At 71.0% G+C, this 17,035-nt stretch carries 15 protein-coding genes; 8 read left to right on the forward strand and 7 right to left on the reverse strand.

The features are described 5' to 3' along the window. Positions 1-206: 206 nt before the first annotated feature. Positions 207-2,630: a bifunctional serine/threonine-protein kinase/ABC transporter substrate-binding protein gene (locus N4G66_RS45725; RefSeq protein WP_315903713.1), complete on the reverse strand. Its 2,424-nt coding sequence runs from the start codon at positions 2,628-2,630 to the stop codon at positions 207-209. Positions 2,631-2,914: 284 nt separating this feature from the next. Between N4G66_RS45725 and N4G66_RS30595 the strand changes: the two genes are divergently transcribed. Together N4G66_RS30595 and N4G66_RS30600 are read left to right on the forward strand one after the other, a co-directional pair. Continuing rightward, on the forward strand, positions 2,915-3,838 hold the full coding sequence (locus N4G66_RS30595) for an ADP-ribosylglycohydrolase family protein (protein ID WP_261707495.1): 924 nt from the start codon (positions 2,915-2,917) through the stop codon (positions 3,836-3,838). 498 nt (positions 3,839-4,336) lie between these two features. Continuing rightward, positions 4,337-5,023 carry a DUF4232 domain-containing protein gene (locus N4G66_RS30600; protein WP_261707496.1) on the forward strand — a complete coding sequence of 229 codons (687 nt, stop codon included), beginning with the start codon at positions 4,337-4,339 and terminating at the stop codon, positions 5,021-5,023. A gap of 17 nt (positions 5,024-5,040) precedes the next feature. Here N4G66_RS30600 and N4G66_RS30605 read toward each other — a convergent pair whose 3' ends face one another. The 4 genes from N4G66_RS30605 to N4G66_RS30620 all read right to left on the reverse strand — a co-directional run bounded on the left by N4G66_RS30605 (position 5,041) and on the right by N4G66_RS30620 (position 9,203). Further along, positions 5,041-6,879: a GNAT family N-acetyltransferase gene (locus tag N4G66_RS30605; RefSeq protein WP_261707497.1), complete on the reverse strand. Its 1,839-nt coding sequence runs from the start codon at positions 6,877-6,879 to the stop codon at positions 5,041-5,043. Between the two features lie 50 nt (positions 6,880-6,929). Further along, complete coding sequence (locus N4G66_RS30610; RefSeq protein ID WP_261707498.1) at positions 6,930-7,103, reverse strand: hypothetical protein; 174 nt, start codon at positions 7,101-7,103, stop codon at positions 6,930-6,932. 358 nt (positions 7,104-7,461) lie between these two features. Beyond that, entirely contained in the window at positions 7,462-8,274 is an 813-nt protein-coding gene (locus N4G66_RS30615; protein ID WP_261707499.1) for a metallophosphoesterase family protein, read from the reverse strand. Between the two features lie 56 nt (positions 8,275-8,330). After that, a complete protein-coding gene (locus N4G66_RS30620) occupies positions 8,331-9,203 on the reverse strand; it encodes a nucleoside-diphosphate kinase (protein WP_261707500.1) in 873 nt (290 codons plus the stop codon). A gap of 379 nt (positions 9,204-9,582) precedes the next feature. On the opposite strand from N4G66_RS30620, the gene N4G66_RS30625 reads away from it, so the two are divergent. From N4G66_RS30625 to N4G66_RS30645, 5 genes are all read left to right on the forward strand, one after another. After that, positions 9,583-10,800, forward strand: a complete 1,218-nt coding sequence (locus tag N4G66_RS30625; RefSeq protein WP_261707501.1) for an ISAs1 family transposase — start codon at positions 9,583-9,585, stop codon at positions 10,798-10,800. A gap of 195 nt (positions 10,801-10,995) precedes the next feature. Further along, positions 10,996-12,189 carry a nucleotidyltransferase family protein gene (locus N4G66_RS30630; protein WP_261707502.1) on the forward strand — a complete coding sequence of 398 codons (1,194 nt, stop codon included), beginning with the start codon at positions 10,996-10,998 and terminating at the stop codon, positions 12,187-12,189. A gap of 58 nt (positions 12,190-12,247) precedes the next feature. Further along, positions 12,248-13,252, forward strand: a complete 1,005-nt coding sequence (locus N4G66_RS30635) for an ABC transporter ATP-binding protein (RefSeq protein WP_261707503.1) — start codon at positions 12,248-12,250, stop codon at positions 13,250-13,252. After that, positions 13,249-14,016, forward strand: coding sequence for an ABC transporter permease (locus tag N4G66_RS30640; RefSeq protein ID WP_261707504.1), 768 nt, complete (start codon positions 13,249-13,251; stop codon positions 14,014-14,016). Before N4G66_RS30635 ends, N4G66_RS30640 begins: the two co-directional genes overlap by 4 nt. Next, positions 14,013-14,831 (forward strand): ABC transporter permease, encoded by an 819-nt coding sequence (locus N4G66_RS30645; RefSeq protein ID WP_261707505.1) that lies wholly within the window; start codon positions 14,013-14,015, stop codon positions 14,829-14,831. Before N4G66_RS30640 ends, N4G66_RS30645 begins: the two co-directional genes overlap by 4 nt. 86 nt (positions 14,832-14,917) lie before the next feature. On the opposite strand, the gene N4G66_RS30650 is transcribed toward N4G66_RS30645, so the two are convergent. Beyond that, positions 14,918-15,598, reverse strand: a complete 681-nt coding sequence (locus N4G66_RS30650) for a low temperature requirement protein A (protein ID WP_261707506.1) — start codon at positions 15,596-15,598, stop codon at positions 14,918-14,920. 28 nt (positions 15,599-15,626) lie between these two features. After that, positions 15,627-16,169 carry a low temperature requirement protein A gene (locus N4G66_RS30655; RefSeq protein ID WP_261707507.1) on the reverse strand — a complete coding sequence of 181 codons (543 nt, stop codon included), beginning with the start codon at positions 16,167-16,169 and terminating at the stop codon, positions 15,627-15,629. Between the two features lie 326 nt (positions 16,170-16,495). On the opposite strand from N4G66_RS30655, the gene N4G66_RS46015 reads away from it, so the two are divergent. Continuing rightward, positions 16,496-17,035 (forward strand): DUF6188 family protein, encoded by a 540-nt coding sequence (locus N4G66_RS46015; protein WP_391858912.1) that lies wholly within the window; start codon positions 16,496-16,498, stop codon positions 17,033-17,035.

Raw genomic sequence — 17,035 nt, forward strand, 5'->3', positions numbered from 1 at the left:
GCGGAACGTCATACGACCGTCGTTCCCTGGAGTTCGGCGCCCCCGCCTGGGCCTTTCGGCCGGCCCACGGGCATCGCAAGCAGCGGGAGCACGTTCCGCTCCCCTGCACCTGGGATGTCTGGACCCGGCCGACACCCCGCGCGCTTCAAGGCCGTCCAGGGCCTGCGCCACTGCCGGTTACGGCCGCCTCGCCCTGTCCCCCGGCGTCAAGGAGTGACAGGGCCGCTGGTGACGGTGGTCCACCGGCCGGAAGCCACCGAGCACACCGTCAGGCGCCGGTTGCGGGTGTCGCCGTACCCGTCGAAGGCGACGTGGCCCGTCACGCCGTCGAAGGCGAGCCCGGCCACCGCCTGTGGCATCTTCGCGCGGGCATGCCGAGGGAGGGTGCCGCCGTTGGCCGTCACGAGGGACTTCACGGCCTCGATGAGGCTCCAGGCCGCGTCGTAGGCGTACGGTCCGTACCAGCCGGCCGCCTCCGGATACGCCGCCTTGCGGTACCGCGCGAGGAAGTCAGCCCCGCCCGCCAGGTCATCGGCGGGCACGCCGATGTTGACGGCCAGGTCGCCGTCGGCCTTCGGACCGGTCGTGAGGAACCGCTGGTCGAACATGCCGTCGCCGCCCATCAGGGGGATGCCGACCCCGGCCTTCTTGAGCTGCTTGGAGAGCGGCCCGGCGGTGTCGTAGTAGCCGCCGAAGTAGACGGAGTCGGCGCCCGAGGCCCGGACCTTCGCGGCGAGGCCGGGGAACTCGCGCTCCGCGGGATCGACCTGCTCCGTACCGACCACGGTCCCGCCGAGCTTCTCGAACTCGGCCGTGAAACCGGAGGTGAGGCCGGTGCCGTAGGCGCTCTTGTCGTCGATGACGTACAACTTGCGCTTCCCGGCCTCGGCGTGGAGGTACCGGGCGGCGAACGGCCCCTGGTCGACGTCCGTGGTCAGGGTGCGGAAATACGTGTCGTACGGACGGGACTTGGTGCCCGCGGCCCAGTCGGGGCCCAGCGTCAGCACGGGGTCGGTGTTGCCCGGTGAGACGTTGACCAGGTCCGCCTGGGCCAAGGGCTCCACCAAGGTCTGGGCTATGGCGGAGTTCAGTGGTCCGACGACACCCAATACCTTCGCGTCGGACACGAAGCGGGCGGCGTTCGGCCTGCCCTTGGCAGGGTCGGCCGCGTCGTCCAGAGCCTTGATCTCGAAGGTCACGCCGGGGACGTAACCCTTCTCGTTCGCGGTCCGGACCGCCAGTTCGGCGGAGTTCCTGATGCCGAGGCCCATCCCGGACCAACCGCCGCTGAGCGGTGCGTCCACTCCGATCACCACCGTGACGGCAGCAGCCGTGGCCCCGCTGCCGGCCGCTCCGCCGCCGCGGGGTGTCCCGTCCTCCCCGGAGAGAGTCCAGGACAGGACGGATCCGGTCGCGAGCGTGGCCAGTGCCGCCGCCAGGACCACGGAACGCCGGGTGAGGGCGCGCGCCTGCACCGGCCTCCGCTCGGCTGTCTCCATCTTGGCCGTCGTCCCCAGGGAGACCAAGTCCTCGGTCGGGGGGACGGGTACGGGCGCGGGCACGGGTACCGGCGGGTCGGTCGGCCGCTCCGGGGCGGGGCGCCGGGGGTCGGCCGGGGTCGCCCCGGAGTCCACGGCCGTGGGCGGGTGTGGCGGCCGCGGGGGCGCAGGGAGTGGTGCCTGCTCCGTTGCGGCGTCCGGTGCCGGTTCCGGCGCTGGATCGCGCTCCGGAACCTGCTCCTGCTCCTGCTCCTGCTCCTGCTCCTGCTCCGGCTCCTGCGGGGAGGACACTTCGTCCTGGGCCGGGAAGGAGCGCAGGACCGATGCCAGCATCCCGGCGGCCTCGGCGGCGCCCACCCGCTGCGCCGGGTCCTTGGTGAGCAGCGCATCCAGTACGGGCGCGAGCGGTCCGGCGTGGACCGGCGGCCGGTGCGGTCGGGTGAAGACGGCGACGGCAAGGGCGTGGAGCCCCGTCGCCTCGAACGGCGGCTGCCCCTCGACAGCGTGGTACAGCGTGGCGCCGAGGGCCCACAGGTCGTTGGCGGGGGTCGGGCGTTTGCCGTCCAGTTGCTCCGGGGGCATGTACTGCGGCGTGCCGATGACGATCCCGCTGTGGCTCAGCTTGGTCGTGGCGTCCGCGAGGTGCGCGATGCCGAAGTCGGTGAGGACAACCCGGTCCTTGGTCAGGAGCACGTTGTCCGGTTTGATGTCGCGATGGACGATCCGCGCCTCGTGCGCCTCGGCGAGCGCGTCGAGCATGGCGGCGCCGATCTCGGCCACCCGCCGCACGGGCAGTCGGCCCTGACTGCTGATCGCGGCGGCCAGGGACTGCCCGCGGATGAACTCCATGACGATGACGGGGGCGCCGTGGTGCTCCGCGACGTCATGGATCGTGATGATCCCGGGATGGCTGAGAGTGACCGCCGCACGGGCCTCGTCGGTGAAGCGCCTGAGCAGCGTGGCGCGGTCGCTCTCGCCCATCCCCGGCGGGAAGAGGATCTCCTTGATGGCGACCTCGCGTCCGAAAAGCTGCTGGTCCAGGCCACGCCAGACCCGGCCCATGCCACCCTGGCCAATGCGTTCGACCAGCTGGTACCGGCTGGCGACGAGTTCGGAGTTCTGCTCGGTCACGCGCACACTCTAGGTCCTCTTGCGCCGTTCAAGTGAAGCAACGGTGGCTTGATCACGTCCCTGAGATCCGATGGGGGCGAGCCCGGGGCGGGGCTCGGAGCAGGCCCCGCCGTCCCTCCGGACCCGGTCGCGCTCAGAAGCCGAATCTCAACCGATCTCGGAGCGTGTGCGCAGCCCGTCGACCGCTGCCCCGCGGCTTCGCCCCAGCACGACAATCCATTCGCGCGCTCAACCGGCCTACGGCGAGAATCAGATGGCCACCGATCCTTCAGAGGAGCTTCGCCATGAGCAGTCCGCAGCACGCCCACGCCAGCCTGGACGGGCTCGTGATGGGCGACGCCTTCGGTGACAGCTGGTTCACGCGCTCCGACGAGTGCGCCGAGGAACTGTGGGCTGCGCGGAACCTGCGTCCTGTGCCGTGGCTGTGGACGGACGATTCGGCCATGGCGTTCGTCCTGTTCGCCCATCTGATGGCTCATGGGGAGATCCGTCCGGACGACCTGGCACGGGAGTTCGCCGCCGAGTACGGCCGCGACCCGGGGCGCAAGTACGGCCCCTCCATGCACGGTGTACTGCGGCGCATCAGCGACGGCGAGGACTGGCAGGCCGTCACCACGGGACAGTTCGGCGGACAGGGTTCCTACGGCAACGGAGCCGCGATGAGAGTTGCCCCGCTGGGGGCCTGGTTCCGGAACGACCTGACGGCTGCCCGCGAGCAGGCCCGGCTGTCGGCGCTGACCACCCACGCTCACACAGAAGCTGTCGCGGGGGCGGTGGCCGTGGCGGTCGCCGCCGCACTGGCAGCCTCCGGCGAGGGTCAGGACGCCCCGCCGCGCGCCGAGTTCCTGCGAGAAGTCGCCTCGCACGTGCCGGACAGCGACGTCCGCTCCGGGCTGCTGGTGGCCGCGAACTTCTCCGAGCGCACTTCGGTGCGCCACGCCGCGTCCGTGCTGGGCTCGGGGACGCTGATCTCGGCTCCGGACACGGTGCCGTTCGCCCTGTGGTCTGCGGCAGGGCGACTGGACGACCTGTCCGAGGCGCTCTGGCAGACCGTCGCCGGGTGGGGCGACCGCGATACGACCTGCGCGATCGCGGGAGGCGTCGTCGCGGCCCGCACCGGCACGGGTGGCGTCCCGGCCGCCTGGCGGCAAGCCCGCGAAGACATCCCCGTGTGGAGCCGGTGGGATTCCCGCGCAGTTGTCCGGTAGGGGAGCCGGTCGGACCGGGCCGGCCAACCGAAGCATCGTGACTCACTGCTCGGCACCTGTTGTCGTTCGCCCTTGAGAGATGCGCGTCGAACGGGGGTCTCGACCCGCCCCGCCCGCGGGCGGCAGCGGGCGAGGCGGGTCGAGGAAGGCATGTACCAGTTGCGGTCAAGATCCGCCGGGCTACGGGTCTGTCCCAGTGGACGGCGACTGCGGCCAGGTGCGGGACGGTGACGGGAACCGCCTCTTCCTGCCGGCCGGAGCCGCCGTCCCCGCTGGCGGACGGCGTGTTCCGGCGCGGGGCGCCCGGCGGTGTGCGCGTAGGACCCGGTGGTGGTGCGCGTTGGACCCGGCCGTGCGTAACAGGAATGTATTAGGGGGCAGTTGGGCGGAACGGTGGGCCGGCCAGGCGGCTCTTGGTGGTCAGTAACGTCCGCTCATGCCGATTTCTAACGACTCGCACCGAGCGGCCGGCCTGCAACCCATCCTGAGGAAGAAACGATGCGCGCCTACAAGCTCACCTTCGCGGCCCTGACCGTTGCCGCGGGTCTCACGCTCACCGCCTGCCAGAACGACGATGGCGGCGTGGACCAGAGCAGCCCGTCGTCCGGATCCACCGCGTCGTCGGCGTCCACCTCGGGCGGCGGTTCGGACTCGGGCGGTTCGGATCAGAGCGGAGCGAAGGAGTCCGCCGGAACGAACTCCGACGGCACCGGCTCCGACGGGAAGGGCACCACCGCCGGGACGGGGTCCGACAAGAACGGCAAGGTCGGCAAGTGCCGCACCGACGAGCTGGAGATCACGGCGAAGGACAGCACGATCGACGGCGACCCCGACGGCACCGTCACGGTGCAGCTGAAGAACGGCGGCGGCCGGGACTGCGCGATCTTCGGGTACGCGGGCGTCGACCTGAAGACCAGCGCGGGGTCACTGTCCGCGAAGCGGACCGGCGAGCGGGCGGGCCAGGCCATCCTCAAGAACGGCGAGTCGACGGCCTTCGGCATCAACTACCCGCTCAACAAGTCGGGCGGCTCCGGCGTCCGCATCACGGGACTGCTGGTGACGCCGCCGAACGAGACGAAGACGGTCACCCTCACCTGGCCGGGCGCCGCCACGCTGCCCGTCACAGAGGGCACCGGCTCCCCTGTCAAGGTCGGCCCGGTCGGAAACGCCGGCCAGGGCGGCTGACCCGTACGCCCTTCCGATCAGGCATCGGGTGGGGCGATGCAGGCGAACAGGCGTAGGGGCATCATGCCGTGGCGGGTCTTCATGGGCTGGTTGCTGCGGCCGCCCTCCACCCAGCGCTTTCGCCACTCGATGGCGGTACGGATTTCGGTGGCCCACAGAAGGTAGTTGGGGCTGAAACCATCGAGGGTGGCGTGGCTGGTGCCGCCCGCCCACATGTGCAGTCGCTCCTCGTCGAGGAGGACGACCGCGGCGGCCAGCGTCCGGTCGCCCCGGTCGACACGCACGACCCGGGCGCTGTCGCCCAGCGCCATGACGAAGTCGGTGAAGGCAGTCTCGGGATACATGCCGGCACTTCCGTACTTGGCTGCCGTGCGGCGGGTGAGGTCGCCCACCGTCCGCAGGAAGCCGGGGCGGGGTGCCTCGACGGCGGTGGTGACGCCCGCGTCCGCCGCGCGCCGCAGGTACTGGCGGATCGTGCGCCTGGTGCGGCTGCCCAGGGTGGCGAGATAGGAGTCGTAGGAGTCGAAGGCGTCCCCCGCCGGACCGTGCAGCGGGAGCTGGAAGCGGGTGACGATCGGTTCCACCCGCCATCCCTTGTTCCGGGCGACGTCGAGGACCGGGTCGCCCTCGGGGACGCTGACGAGTCCCGCGGTCCGGGCGCCGTCGGCGTCCGCCAGCTCGCGCAAGGCGTCCAGCACGGCTCCGAGGACGCGGACCTGTTGTGCGGGGCCGGTAGCCCGTACGGGTACGCGGGTGTCGTAGCAGTACCAGTTGTGCCCGAGGAGCGCGGGACCGTCGGCCTCATCGATCCCGACGCCGCGTACGAGCGTCTCGCCGTCGGAGACGGATCCGTGTTCCCAGGCCACGGTGGGGTCGGGTACGGGAAAGTACGGGGAGGCGGCCAGGGCGACCACCTCGCCGATGCGGTCGCGGACGACGGGTGTCGCGGACAGGAGTCCGCGTGCGTGCAGATCGTCCGGGGTGAGGACGAGGGCGTGGACGCCGAGCATGTCGCGCAGCGCGTTCGCCACTCTCTCCTCGCGCCCGGAGCGCGGGTAGAGCCAGCGGACCCGGCCGGCGCCACCCCCGGGCATGCGGCAGTGGGCGGGGGCGTCGAGGCGCGCCCACGCGTCGACGAGGGCCATGCTCGGGGTCACCTCCACCTGGCCGTGGTCGGCGTGGGCGAGGACGCTCCAGCCGGCGTCGGCCCAACGGGCGGCCGCCGTGTCGAGCAGCAGCAGCGCCTCGCGCAGCCGGGCGTCGTAGCCGGCCCTGTGGATGTGATCGTCGAGGTTCACGTACGCCCACACCAGGGGCGGGGCGTCGAAGGCGTTCCCGAGGACGGCCCCGACCTCGCGCACGGTCCGCTCGGCCACCGCCACCGGATCGGTGGTGAGGGTCGCGGCGGCAGCCGGTGACGGCACGATCCGGGCGCCGTGCAGCAGGGCGCCCACCCACTCACCGGTCAGCCGCTCCAGTTCCGCGCCGATCGCGAAGGCGGGCCGGCCCGACTCGGTCGCGCGGTCGAAGAGGGTCGGTCCCGCGTGCAGCAGCGCCTTCCCGGGCGGACGGCAGGAGCCGAAGGCGTACGTCTCCCCGGTGACGAGGTGGGTGACGCATTCGGCGCCGGGTGCCCGGTAGACCATGCCGACGGCGCCGTGGACAGCGGGATCCGTGCCGGTGACCGCTGTGAGCCAGGCCGTCGTCGACGTGCTCGGGAAAGTGGAGCGCAGTGGCCGGACATGTGCGTGGACGAACGCGGACTCGGCCACTTCGAGCGACAGGCCGTCGACCGCCAGGACGCACAGTCCCCGAGAGGCGGCACGCAGGTTTCCCGCGACGACTTCGGTGACCACGCGCAGGTCGGCGGACGCTGCCGGCTGTCCGCCGACACGCGACGCTGTGCTCAGAAGTTCGGCACGCAGTCGGTGCAGGTGGTACGGAACTTGACGATATGCGCGGCCTGCCGGTCCGTGATCATGCGCTCGACCAGGCGAGGCAGCAGCATCACGGGCGCCGGGGTCGACGCGGGCGTGACTTCGGTGGGGGTTTTCGCGGTGGGAAGCGGAGCTGTTTGCATGGATTCCTCCTGCCGGGAACGGTGCCAGAGAAAAGTGCCAAACAACTTGCATTTTTTGCGTGAACAGGTCAACACATGGCGAGCCTGCATGTCAACGACGTGCCGGGAATCAACCCTCAACTATGCTTTTGTTTCTCGTATTTGACGGAGCGAGAAATTCCGTCGACCGCGCGGTCCGTTTTCCGGACAGCGATCATTTCACCCCGGTCGTGGGCGATCATTTCCCCCTACCCCAGGACGATCATTACGCCCTACCCGTGGACGATCATTACGTCGTTTCCGTGGACGATCAATGCGCGTTCCCTGGCCGATCGATAAGGCGTTCCGCGCACGGCCGACAGGGGACGTCGGCGCGCGGTCAATTCACGAAGATCCGGGTCTCCGCCTCCACGACGATCTGTTCCGGGTCGGGCGCGTTCGACAGGGTGTCCGCGTAACGCTCCGCGTCCGGGTCGGCGGCGCGGCGGGCGCGCGCGACGGCGTCCTCGACGTCGTAGCGAGTGGTCCTGAGCCGGACATCGGGGCCCAGCGACGCCCAGTACGCGGTGCCTGGTTCACCCGTGTGGTAGGGCAGCCCGACGCTGCCCGGGTTCACGCTGCGCAGGCCCGCCACGGCGCGGTCGAACTGGAGGTGCGCGTGTCCGGTGACCAGGACCCGCGCGTCGATGGCCCCGGACAGTTCCACGAACCGTTCGAGCGGTGTCCCCGGCGTGACCAGTTCGTGGTCACTGCGCGGCGAACCGTGGCAGAAGTGCACCGGTCCCAGCCCGTCGATCTCGACGACGACCCCGAAGGGGAGCCGGTCGAGGAAGGCGATCGCCTCGGGCGAGTGCTGTGCGGCGATCCATGACTGACGCGGGGTGTCGGCGACCCGCGCGGCCGTGCCGATCTGGGCGGCGTAACGGTCGGCGTTGCCGCGTACGCACAGGGCACGTCCACCGAGCGCGACGATCCGTTCGTACGTCTCCTGCGGCTGCGGCCCCCAGGTCAGATCGCCGCACAGGACGACGAGGTCGGCCGCGGCGACGTCCGGTTCGGCGAGCACCGCGTCGAGGGCGGGAATGTTGGCGTGCACATCGGAGAGCACGGCGACCCGGGCGACGGGACCGTACCGGCGTGGCGGTCCCTCCCAGTGCGCCGGACCGTGCATTTCGACGTCGTGGTCGGCCATCGATGCCATTCCTCCTGGTGGCTGGGGCTTCCTCGGTCGAGCGGGGCCAGGTGCGTTCAGCGGTCCGCCGGGGCAGCGGCCGGGGGTCCCGCCGCTGCAGCCGGAGGTCCGGCGGGACGGACGGCGCGCGGGTGGGTGAGGCGCTTGCCCGGCGGCGGACCTATCAGCGGCCGGCCTTCGGAGGGCAGGCCCTCCACCAGTTCCGCGGCGATCACGATGCGATCCCACAGCGGAAGCCCGTCCTCCCCGGCGGCCAGCTCCTCCACCCGCGCCAGCAGCGAGGCAGGGTCGGCCGGGCGGCGCGAGGTGCCCCGGGACGCGGGCCGGGTGAGCGAGTGGGCCGGATGGGCGGCGTACAACTCGCCTGCCACGGCGGCCGGTTCGGCGGCCTCGCGCGGCGCCGCGTCGGCGGCCAGCAGGGACAGTGCCTCCTCCCGCCGTCCGGGCAGCAGAACACCCACCTCGCGGATCAGGTCGGAGGGATCGTCGGGCGCGTGCAGGAAGTTGAGGCACATCAACTCGCATCCGAGCGCCTCGCGCAGCGAACGGCCCTCCACCGAACGGTTCTTGGACGACCCCTTCAGCTCGGCGAGCCGTTCCGCCGCGGTCGTACCCGTCCGTTCCGGAACCCGGGTGTCACGGAGGGCGACGAAGAGGCAGGGCGGGCCGGACTCGAGAATCATGTCCACGGCCCGGATGACCGCCAGCGGCGCCGCGTTGATCTGGTAGCGCCACAGCTCCCGGCACACCCTCGCGTCGACCCGTACGGTCAGGGCGCCGAGGGGCTCGAAGTCATGCCCCGCCAGAAAGGCGAGCGCGGGTTCCACACGCCGGCCGACGACGGCGTCCGGCTTGAACATCACGAAAGTCGACCGCAGCAGTGCCCGGTCGGCCGTGTCCGTCTCCCACCCGTCCAGCAAAGCCGCCATTTCCCGGAAATAGACGTCATCGGGATAGGTGCGGCGCCTTACCGGATCATGAGTCCGGGGAGCCCTCAACCACTCGTGGACCGTCATGCTCCTCCGGCATTCCACTCGTCCGCCGGGCCCGGCACAGCACCCGCGCGGCACGCCAAGTCAGCTGTATGCAAAGCAAGTTGCATCATTGTCATGAACCATTCGAGGGCAATACGCTGAGGTTACTTTCCATGACCGACCACATCAAGGAGAGTCCCATGAGCGTCGGCTTCAAGCAGGTCAAGGTCCGCCCGAAGCCCAGGGCTTCGGCGTAGTCGGCTGACGTCCGGTTCCTGACGGATGGCCGGGCTGGGCGGGGTCCGACGCAGAACAGGCACGGACGTCCGTGATCATGGAGTTCTCTACGCTCTGTGATCCTGGGAAGTCCGTGCCTGCCGACGCATCATCTCTGATCTCTTCCGTCTTTCACCAACTCGACCCCCACCCGGAAGCCGCGCACAGCGAGATTCCTGACCTGCTGGAACGCCTCGCGCAGGTCCCTGACCCGCGTAATCCCCGCGGAGTACGGCATCCACTCATCACGGTGCTGGCCCTGACCGCCTGCGCGGTCCTCGCCGGCGCGAGGTCGTTGCTGGCCGTGAGTGAATGGGTGGCCGACGCCCCGGCGGAAGTCCTCGAGCGGCTCGGCGTTCATGTCGACCCGCTCTTCCCGAAACGCTCCTGGCCTGCGGAATCAACGATCCGCAGACTCCTTGCCAGAATCGACGCGGATGCCCTGGACCAGGTTGTCGGGGCCTGGCTCTCCGACCGGCAGGAGGATACGGGCGGGTTGCGGGGGCTGGCCGTCGACGGGAAATCCCTGCGGGGCGCCGCCCGCGCGCATGGTCGGAAGATTCATCTTCTGGCCGCCTGCGATCACGTCGGCGGCCTGGTCCTCGCGCAGATGGACGTCGGTGAGAAGCCCAACGAGATCACGCGTTTCCAGCCCCTCCTGGACACGCTGCCCGACCTGTCCGACACCGTCGTGACCAGCGATGCCATGCACACCCAGCACGGCCATGCCACCTATCTGCGCGGGCGCGACGCCCACTACATCGCGATCGTGAAGGGCAACACGAAGAAGCTCCGCAAGCAGCTGAAGTCCCCGCCCTGGAACCAGATCCCACTCCAGGACAAGTCCCGCACGACCGGTCACGGACGCTTCGAGATCCGCCGTCTGAAGGTCTGCACGGTCAGCAACCTGCTCTTCCCCGGCGCCCGCCAGGCCGTCCAGATCGTCCGCCGCCGTGTGGATCGCACAACTGGGAAGATCAGTCTCAAGACCGTCTACGCGGTCACCAGCCTCGCCGCGGAACAGGCTCCATCGGCCCGGCTCGCCCAACTGGTCCGCGGGCACTGGACGGTCGAGGCCCTGCACCACGTCAGAGACGTCACCTTTGCCGAGGACGCCTCACAACTGCGGACGGGCAACGCACCCCGGGCGATGGCGACCTGCAGAAACCTCGCGATCGGAGCCCTCCGCCTTGCCGGCGTCCGCAACATCGCCGCCGGCCTCCGCCGGACAGCCCGGGATCAAACCCGCACCCTCGCCCTTCTCGGCCTCATATGATCAAAAAGGACGAGGACCGACTATGCCGAAGCCCTGGCCCGAAGCCGGGCAAGTAGTCGTCCGCCGGATGCGATCGGGATCCGGATCCGGGCCTGTTCGCCCGCCAGCGGTCCTGATCGCGTTCTTCTTCGGCCACCTCGGAGTCCCCTGGCCCGCGGACTCCGTCCACCTTCGTGCACCAGGGCGGAGCCGGCGTTGACTGATGCACCGACCGGAACGGCGACGGACGTCGAGGTGTCGGCCGCGACCGTCCTCGCCCTGCTCGACGCCGGGCCCGGGGTGTCGCGGGAGGCCGTCGTACGAACCGCCCGCGACAGCCGCCACAAACTCGCCGCGACCCTGCTGAGTCTGTGGGCCGAGGACGGCCGGGCCCTCACCGGGGCGGAGGCGGCGGAACTGCGCCTGCACCGGGAGCGCATCGACCACTACCGCCGGATCTGGTCGCAGTTGCAGACGGCGGCGCCCGGTGTCTCCCTGCTCAAGGGCATGACGATCGCCGGTCTCTACCCGCCGGGGGTCCTCCGAGCGGCCGGTGACCTCGACGTCGTCTGCCCCGGCCACGCGGACCTGTGGAACTGCGCCCGCCATCTGGCCGCGAACGGCTGGGACCTGGCGGCCTTCACCGTGAGCCCCTCCAGGACCGGCGACTCCGTTCCTCTGCACCTGGGAGCCGAGTTCCGCAGCCCGGCGCCCGAGCCGTCCCCCGACCCCTACGCCGTCGGTCTGTTCACCGCGGAGATCGTGACCGAGGTGCGCGCCCCGGCGTGGCAGCTGACCCGCCCCTCCCGCTCCCCCCTCGCCGCCTGTGCGGTCGCCCTGGTCGCGGAGCGCTGGGAGCGCCCCTTCCGCACCCGCGACCTGCTGGACCTGGCGCTGCTGCTCCAGCACCTCGACGGCACCGGCGTGCAGCAGCTGCGCGCCGACCTCGCCAGGACCGGCCTGTGGCCGGAGTGGCGGGAGGCCCTGCGCGCCATGGCCCGGCTGGGCTGGCGGCCCGCCGTGACGCTGCCGCACACCCGGACGGCCGCGGTACGCGCCCGGCTGCTGCGGGCGGCCCGCGCGACGGCACGCTGGAGCAGCCCGGTCCGGGCGCCCGCCCTGGTCGCCCAGTCGGGCATCGAGGGCGAGGCCGGCCGTCTCGCGGACCTCGCCTCCGATCTCGCCCACCGCGGCATCGGCGCCAGGCGGCTGCTCGACGCCGGGCTGCCGCTGTTCGGCGTACCCCTGGAGGACGAGCCGACCGACCGGCTGCGCCTCGACGACGTCGGGCGTCATCTCGTCGCGCGGACCCCGCTGGGCTCGTTCCTGCTGGTGACCGGCGCCGCCCGGCGGGAGTGGCTCGACGAGGCGGCCGACGGTGGCCTGGCGGCCGCGGAATCCGGCACGTGAAGCTCCTGCGCCACCCAGCAGACAAAAACCCGACGACCCGCACGGGAACGGGAGCGCGATGACGGACAGCAGAAACGGTACGGGTGGCCTTACCCGTCCGGGCCAGGGCGAACCGGCGGTCGAGACACGCGGGTTGCGGCGGGAGTACCGCACACGGCGCGGCCCGGCGGTCGTCGCGCTCGACGACGTCTCGGTCACCGTGGAACAGGGCGAGGTGCACGGACTGCTCGGTCCGAACGGCGCGGGCAAGAGCACCCTGATGAAGATCCTCTCCACGGTGCTGCTGCCGACCTCGGGAAACGGCCGGGTCCTCGGCCACGACCTGGCGACCGAACACCGGCGGATCCGCCCCCTGCTCGGCATCGTCTTCGGCGGCGAGCGCGGCCTCTATCCTCGGCTGACAGCACGTCAGAACTTGCGCTACTGGGCCGCCTTGTACGGTCTGACGACCAGGAACGCAGTCGCCCGCACCGACGCGCTGCTCGACGAACTCGGGCTCGCCGAGCGCGCCGACGACCGGGTGGAGACCTTCTCCGTGGGCATGCGCCAGCGTCTCCACCTCGCCCGCGGCATCATCGGCGACCCCCGCGTCCTGCTGCTCGACGAACCGACCAACGGCCTGGACCCGCTGGCCGCACGGCAGTTGCGCGAACTGATCCTGCGGCTGGCGGGCGAGGGCCGCACCGTCCTGCTCGCCACGCACGACCTGGCCGAGGCGGAAGCGCTCTGCGACCGCGTCACCATGATCAACCACGGGCGGGTGGTCGCCGCGGAGGCACCGAGGACCCTCGCCCGGCTCGTCCCGCGCCAGGAACGCGTCCGTATCCGCGCCGAGGAACCCCTGCTCGACCTGGTACGCGCGCTCCCGGGGACCCTCGGCACGGAACCCGCCGACGACGGGACCACAGTCGTCACGGTGGACAGCAAGGAAGCCGTGGGCCGCGTACTCGCCTTCGTGGTCGAGCGGGGAGTCACCGAGGTCCGCACCGAACTGCCCGGCCTGGAAGAGGTCTACCTCCAACTCGTGCACCGGGGCGAGACGCGCAGCGTGGTGAACCGGTGAGCCTGCTCGCGGCCGCCGGCAGGTTCCAGGGACGCCTGGTGCTGACCCACCGCGACTACCTCATCGACCTGGTGCGTACGCCGCTGCTCGCCGCTGTCTTCCTGCTCCTGATCCGGCACAACGACCGTCCCGACCTCCTCGCCAACGGTCTCCTCGCCCCCGTGCTGATGGGGGTGTGGAGCATGGCCATGCTGATCTCCGGAGAGGTCGTGGACAACGACCGCTGGCTCGGGACGCTGGAACTTCAGATCGCCGCGCCGGCCGACTTCGCCCGGGTGGTCCTCAGCCGGGTCTGGGTGACCACCGCGATCAGCCTGCTGACGGTGCTGGAGGTCGCCGCCGTCGCGATCCTCGGCTTCGGCACCGTTCCCGATGTGCCGCATCCCGGCGTCCTCGCCGTGGGACTGCTGGCCACCGCCGTCGCCACCGCGGGCGCCGCCACGTTGATGGCCGCCCTGTTCGTCGCGACCCGGACGGCCCGTACGTTCCAGAACTCCCTGAGCTACCCCGTCCTGTTGCTCGGCGGAGTGTTCGCCCCCCTCGACCGGCTGCCGGAGTGGACGCACCCCATCGGCCGCCTCGTCTATCTCTCCTGGAGCTCCGACCTGCTGCGCGACGCGCTCGCCCCGGCGGCGGTCACCTCCGCCCCGGCGCGCACCGGCGCCATCCTCGGTCTCGGCCTCCTCACCGGGGCCGGCGGACGACTCCTGCTCGGCAGGGTCGTACGGCTGGTACGTGAGAACGGGACGGTGGGGCTGCGGTGAGCCGCACGGCGGACGACCCGCGCACGGGCCGCCGGACGCGGGTGCTGGGCTGGGCGGCACGCGCCGGGGCCGCCGACTACGGCACGGTGTTCACCTGGAAGACCTGGCTGCTCGGCTGGTTCGTCCGCATGCTCGCCCAGGTGCTGTTCTTCGCCACCATCGGCAACCTGCTCGGGCCGGGGCAGGCCCGCTACCTCCTCGTCGGCAACGCGGTGGCACTCGTCGCACTGCACGGCGTGTTCGCGACCGCCTCCACCACCTGGGAGCTCCAGAACGGCACCCTGCCCCTGCTGGTCGCCTCGCCCAGCAGTCCCGCGCTCGTCCTGGTCGGGCGGAGCCTCTTCTGGCTGCCGGACGGGGTGGCCTGCGGGCTGGGCGCCGTCCTCATCCTCGGTCCGGTGGCCGGACTGCCTCTGACGGCGGCGTCGGTCGCCCTGCTCACCGTTCTGCTGGTCCTCGTCGCGGTGACGAGCTACTGCCTCGGCCTCTTCCTCGGCTCCCTGGTGCTGACCGCCGTCGACCTGCGCAACGTCGTGTCCAACGCGGCGTTCACGGTCATGCTGATCGTCTGCGGCCCGGAGGTGCCGTCGGATGCCGTGGGCCCCGTCCTCGCCGGGTTCGGCCACCTGCTGCCCCTCACCCATGGATTGCTGGCGATCCGCGAGGTGCTGGCGGGCGAGGCCGGCGCGCACACGGCCGGACTGGCCGGATGGGAGACGCTGATCGGCGCGTGCTGGCTGGCCGCCGCCCTCGCCGTACTGGGGCTACGGGCCCGCAGAAGCAGGCGCGACGGGGCGGCCCTCTTCCTGACCTGATGCTTTGGGCGGCGGGCGGCGAGGTCCTACGGACAGGGGCAGTCACCGGAAACGGGACCGAGTTCCTCGTCGCTCCGGGCCCTCGGTCACAGTTCGACCGGCTCGTCCCGCGCCGGCCGACCGGCCATCGCCAGGAGCCAGGGGATGCCGAGGAGGACGACAAGAACGAGTCCGAGAACCAGCGGTGCGGGACGTACGGCGTCCAGGCCCACGGCCATCAGTGCGGCGACTGCGCAGGTCCCGGCCAGCGGCCGGTAGAGCTCGCGGTCCTCGCGCCAGACACGCAGGGACGTCGCGAGCACCATGGTTGTACCGAGCACCAAGGCCGCGCCCCCGCAGAGCGTCCAGGCGACGGCGGCGGGGGTGCGGCCGTCGTGGGCATGCTCGACGAAGCCCACGCTCGCGGCGCCCATGGACGCCATGGCGGCCGTGAGCGGCAGTTGGACCAGGAGCCACTGCGCGGTGCTCGCACGGGTCGGACGCGGCAGCCGGTGTCCGGCGAAATCGAAGTATGTCCACCAGGAACCGAAGCTGACGACGACGGCGACGAGTCCGACGGCGATGGTGAGCGCGTTGGTCGGCTCGTGGGACAGGCCCTCGACGACGCCGACCACGGTCTCGCCGAGCACGATGATGATGAACAGGCCGAACCGTTCGGCGAGCAGGTCGGTCACGCTCAGCGCGACCGCCCGCACCGGGGTGGCCCAGCCCATCATGAACACGAAGCCCGCCAGGTAGGCGAGGACCAGCAGGCCCCAGGCGGTCATGCGGTCATGCGGTCATGCGGTCATGCGGTCATGCGGTCATGCGGTCATCCTCCGGCAGGACGGCGCTCGCGGCGAGGACAACCGCGCACACGGCCGTCCCGCCCACGAACAGCCCGCTGGAACGCCGGAACTCGGGGCTGTCACCGCGTGAGGCGAACAGCCACAGCAGTGCGAGGACCGCGAACATCACGCCCGCGTTCACGGCGAACGCCGCTCCGTGCTCGCCGCCTGCCTCCGGGATGAACGCGCCCAGCGGCACGAGCACGAGGATCTGCAGCAGGAACACGACCCGGCTGCGCGCGTCGTCGTGGCCGTGCAGTTCGTGGTGGAGGCTGCCGTTGAACCAGGCGACCCACACCAGCGCGAACACCACGGTGAACTCGAACAGGCCGTGCCAGGTGAGGTGTTCGGCGAAGTGGTGGGCCGCCTGGCCGACCAGGACGACCACGACCAGGTCGTAGAAGAGCTCGAGCGGTCCGACCGACCGCTCCGGCGGCTGCTCGCCGTGAGGCCGAGGGGGCCGCCACAGCTGACGCCGCAGCCCGGCCCACTCCCCGTATCGCGAGGTCATGCGCGCAGGTAGATCGCCGGCGGAGGAAGGCCTCGGATACGGTCCACAGGCGTTCCTCCGCTAGCCCGGCGCGCGGCAGGACAGCCGCACGCCTGCGGAAGGCGAGGCCTCCGTACGCGACTTCGCCAGGCCACGTACAGAAGCCTGAGAAACGAACCCCCGACCCGCAGTGGCCGGTGTCAGAGGAGTGAGCACCATGAGCAAGACCGTCCTGATCACCGGGCCCCACCTGTGCGCGGCGCAGGGCTCGATCACCAGTTCTCGATCACCAGTTCAGGGACAGATCTGAGTGGCATGGTCGGCATGTGGCAGTGCATCGTGCGGTGGTGAACGATTCTGCCCTTGCCGAGCACGAGGACCGTTGGGTCTTGGGTCTTCGGGGTCTGGCTGTCACTGAGATCATCATCGACTTCCGGTTGACGCTTCTGCTCGGCTCGGAAGCCTGGGTCGTTCTGGAACGACCATCCCGAATCGGACAAGGGTTGGCCCGTAGCGACGATCTGCAGGGATTGTCGGATCCGGGACGCCAGGACGTGGCGGCGGCTCTGGCCCTGTTCGGCGCCAAGGTCTTGTCGGCCGTGGCCTTCAAGACGGGCTCACTGCGGCTGGTCTTCGACAACGGACTGCATCTCACCTGCCCGGCAGACCCCTCGTTCGAAACCTGGCAGGTGACGGGCCCGGGGGCTGGCGGTTTGTGTCGACGCCGAGGAGTGAGCTTACGGTGCGGTCGGCCGACACCGGGTCGAACGCCAGGAGCGGAGAAGGCATGCCGCCGACCTGGCGCACCGCTTCGGCCTCCTGACGACCGCGACGCGCGCGGAAGGGCCCCTTCCGCGCGCGTTGGGCGGGGTGACTGCTTAGCGTGA

The sequence above is a fragment of the Streptomyces rhizosphaerihabitans genome, from assembly GCF_025399795.1.
Taxonomy (GTDB): Bacteria; Actinomycetota; Actinomycetes; order Streptomycetales; family Streptomycetaceae; genus Streptomyces; species Streptomyces rhizosphaerihabitans.

Bases quoted from the DNA above. Each gene is read 5' to 3' on its own strand.
- N4G66_RS30595 (WP_261707495.1), top strand. From the start codon at position 2,915: ATGAGCAGTCCGCAGCACGCCCACGCCAGCCTGGACGGGCTCGTGATG.
- N4G66_RS30600 (WP_261707496.1), top strand. From the start codon at position 4,337: ATGCGCGCCTACAAGCTCACCTTCGCGGCCCTGACCGTTGCCGCGGGT.
- N4G66_RS30610 (WP_261707498.1), bottom strand. From the start codon at position 7,103: ATGCAAACAGCTCCGCTTCCCACCGCGAAAACCCCCACCGAAGTCACG.
- N4G66_RS30615 (WP_261707499.1), bottom strand. From the start codon at position 8,274: ATGGCCGACCACGACGTCGAAATGCACGGTCCGGCGCACTGGGAGGGA.
- N4G66_RS30620 (WP_261707500.1), bottom strand. From the start codon at position 9,203: ATGGCGGCTTTGCTGGACGGGTGGGAGACGGACACGGCCGACCGGGCA.
- N4G66_RS30625 (WP_261707501.1), top strand. From the start codon at position 9,583: ATGGAGTTCTCTACGCTCTGTGATCCTGGGAAGTCCGTGCCTGCCGAC.
- N4G66_RS30635 (WP_261707503.1), top strand. From the start codon at position 12,248: ATGACGGACAGCAGAAACGGTACGGGTGGCCTTACCCGTCCGGGCCAG.
- N4G66_RS30650 (WP_261707506.1), bottom strand. From the start codon at position 15,598: ATGACCGCCTGGGGCCTGCTGGTCCTCGCCTACCTGGCGGGCTTCGTG.
- N4G66_RS30655 (WP_261707507.1), bottom strand. From the start codon at position 16,169: ATGACCTCGCGATACGGGGAGTGGGCCGGGCTGCGGCGTCAGCTGTGG.